3 protein-coding genes are annotated in these 3,309 nt (G+C 55.0%); 2 read left to right on the forward strand and 1 reads right to left on the reverse strand.

Annotated features, from left to right (window positions below):
• Window positions 1-19 precede the first annotated feature (19 nt).
• Window positions 20-175 carry a FeoA family protein gene (locus AC3OH0_RS01145; protein WP_498344459.1) on the forward strand — a complete coding sequence of 52 codons (156 nt, stop codon included), beginning with the start codon at window positions 20-22 and terminating at the stop codon, window positions 173-175.
• Window positions 166-2,235: a ferrous iron transport protein B gene (gene feoB / locus AC3OH0_RS01150; protein WP_498344457.1), complete on the forward strand. Its 2,070-nt coding sequence runs from the start codon at window positions 166-168 to the stop codon at window positions 2,233-2,235. Before AC3OH0_RS01145 ends, feoB begins: the two co-directional genes overlap by 10 nt.
• Before the next feature lie 14 nt (window positions 2,236-2,249).
• Here feoB and AC3OH0_RS01155 read toward each other — a convergent pair whose 3' ends face one another.
• Complete coding sequence (locus AC3OH0_RS01155; protein WP_498344458.1) at window positions 2,250-3,206, reverse strand: NAD-dependent epimerase/dehydratase family protein; 957 nt, start codon at window positions 3,204-3,206, stop codon at window positions 2,250-2,252.
• Window positions 3,207-3,309 lie beyond the last annotated feature (103 nt).

Here is a 3,309-nt window from a genome sequence, read left to right on the forward strand (position 1 = left end):
GGTTTACAGAATGTATCAGATGGGGCTGGTCCCAGGCTCCATAATCGAGGTCCTCGTCAACAACTGGAGGGGCCCGGTGATCGTGAGGGTTATGGGTGTTGAAGTAGCTGTTGGAAGAGGCTTAGCGAGGAGGGTAAGGGTTCAAGTAGTGGGGGAGGGTGCTGGGTGGAGGTAAGGGTTGCTCTTCTCGGACAGCCAAACGTTGGCAAGTCATCACTCTTCAAGGCTCTCACCGGCGGGGATGTTAGGATTGCTAACTGGCCTGGTACAACTGTTGAGAGGGTTGAAGGCGTTGTCGAGTACAAGGGGAGGAGGATCCGGCTTATAGACCTGCCCGGGATATACGGGTTCTCGGCGACAACGCTTGAGGAGAAGCTGTCCAGGGAGTATATTCTCAGCGGTGACCCCCACGCGGTGGTGGTGCTGGTTGACGCAACCCTCCCCGAGAGAACCCTTTACCTTGCGGTGGAAGCCCTGGAGCTCACGGGCAACGTTATAGTGGCCTTCACGAAAACAGACCTCGCCCACTCATACGGTATACACATAAACTACGATCTAATACAGAGCAGGCTGAAAGCCCCCGTGGTTGCAACATCAATAATTGATGATAGAGGGTTTAAAGCCCTCTTAGACAGGGTTCTCGAAACGGCTTCGAAACCCCCGGGTAAGCCGCTGCTCATCCTGGACTACGGCGAGCTCGAGCCCTTCGTTGACTCGGTTCAGAGGATAATACTCGAGCACAGGGTGCTCACCAACTACCCGTCGAGGTGGCTCGCGGTCAAGCTCCTGGAGGGGGATGTTGATCTCGAGGAGAAACTGCTGAGGGAGGCTGGAGAGGAGGTTTTAAACAAGATTAGAGCTGTCAGGAGCGAGGCACAGCGGATTGTGGGCAGGGATTTAGCAGCCTTCACCGCCTCCAAGCGCTTCCAGTTCATCCTGGAGGTGCTGGGCGCCGGTATTGTTAAGAAAAAGGTTGCAGGGGCAGGGTTCAAGTACAGGTTCTTCTACAACCCTGTGCTCGGCCCTTTGGCAAGCATTCTCATCATAACCCTGATGTTCCTTGCAGTGTTCACGATTAACACGGGCTTCCCGCTCACCACCCTGCTCAGCATTCTCGGGCAGGAGGGGTTGGCTGAGGCTGTTGAGAAACACAGTGTCTCAGGGCTGATGGAGGAGTATTTGGGAAGGGTTCAGGAATGGGTTGCGGAAGCGGTTGGAAACCCGTTTGCAGCCTCCCTGATAGCTGAGGGAGTGATCGGGGGTGTCGGGGCTGTTTTAACCTTCATCCCATTGATACTCGTAGTCAGCTTGATCCTTGCCGCGCTCGAGGACAGCGGCGTGTTGCCTAGGATGGCTATTGGCGCGCACTATTTAACCTCGAAGATCGGGTTGTCAGGGGCGTCGATATTCCCTCTAACCCTCTCGCTAGGTTGCAACGTGCCGGCAATCCTTGCCACGAGGGCTAGCATCAGCCTGAGGGAGAGGCTGAGGCTCACCGTAACACTGCCCTTCATCCCCTGCCAGGCTAGGCTGATAGTTATCCTCGCCCTCTCCACCGCCTTGTCAACGTTTTCAAGCAGCCTCCTCGTGATAGCAGGGTACTTGGCAGCATTCCTAGCGTTCATCACTGTTAACTATGCTTTATACAGGGTTCAGGACAAGCCTAGGAAGAGGAGCCCTGAGCTCCTCCTCGAGGTCCCCCCTGTGCACAAGCCTGTCCCCAGGGTTTTATGGTGGATGGTTTGGAGCGATCTGAAACACTTCCTTAAGAGGGCTGGGCTGGTAATACTGACAGCTAGCGTGGCGGTGTGGCTTCTAACCCATGTCTCCCCCTCCCTGGAGCTTACGCTAGACCCTTCGGAGAGCGTTGCAGCGGAAGCATCGAGGGTTTTAACCCCACTGCTCCAGCCCTTAGGGATCTCCGGTCCCGGTGCCTGGATGGTTTTGTTCGCACTGCTCACAGGGTTTTTCGCCAAGGAGCTGTTCATATCCTCGCTCCTGGTTGTCTCAGGGTCTTCAACGGTGAGGCAGGCTGCAGTCCTGATAGGGTTGACGGATGCCGAGCTCATCCCTCTGGCGGTTTTCACAGTCCTCTACGTCCCCTGCCTAGCCACTCTCTCAGCAATATACTCTGAGACAAGGAGCGCTAGGCATGTAGCGTTGACAGTGGTTTTAATGATGGCTGTTGCCTACGCAGGGTCTGTTCTAACCAGGCTCCTGGTCACGCTCGGGTAGCCGGGTTTCACAAGCTACTTCAAGCCCAGCTCAGCCACCAGTGCCCTAGCCGTTTCCTCAACAGCCTCCCTGCTGGAGAGCCTGGGGGCCCAGCCCAGCTTCTTAATCTTCTCAATACTGAGGAGCATTAGCTTCACGTCCCCTGGCCACCCTCTCCCATCCTTAACGGTTGCGACAAACCTGTAGGAGGGTTTAACACCCATTGCTTTTGAAACAATATCAGCTATCTCGGTAACAGTCACCCAGTCCTCGTTCCCCACGTTGAAGCAGTCGTAAATGCTCTGCGACTTCTCGGCAGCCGTTAACGTTGCTTCAACAGCATCTCTCACGTGTAGGTAGCTCTTCCTCTGGGAGCCGTCGCCCAGTATTTCAAGCTCCCGCGGGTTCTTCGAGAGCTTCACGATGAAGTCGTATATTACCCCGTGCCTAAGCCTAGGCCCCACGATGTTAGCGTAGCGTAGTGAAACCCCTTTGAAACCGTAGAGGTGTGAGTAGGATGATAACAGGGCTTCGCAACCAGCCTTGCTGGCACCGTAGACGCTTATAGGCTTGACCTCATGCGTCTCAGGGGTTGGAAGCACGCTTGCATCCCCATACACCGTGCTGGAGCTTGCGAAAACGAACAGCTTGACGCTCCCCTTCCTCCTGCAGGCTTCGAGCAGGTTGAAGGTGGCGAGCAGGTTCTCGTTGAAGTGCACAATGGGCTCGGTAACGCTCAGCCTTACCTCAGGGTTTGCCGCTAGGTGGAAGACCGTGTCAACATCTTCAACAGCTTTCAAAGCTGTCCCAGGGTTTTTCAAATCCCCTTCAACAAACTCGAAGAGCTTGTTCCCGAAGTGGTGTGAGACATGCTCAAGCCTCCCGCTGCTCAAATTATCGACAACTCTAACGTAAACCTCCTTGCTGAGCAGGTAGTCTACGAGATGGCTCCCGATGAAGCCAGCTCCGCCGGTTACCAGCACCCTGTTCATTCAAACCCCTCATGCAACACTATTACTGCTTAATAGTTAAAGCAGGCTTAAACAATTATGATTCCCGAGGCCTCGATGCCCGCTAATGCGGAGAGTGGAGGGC

The organism is Thermosphaera sp. (assembly GCF_059755995.1).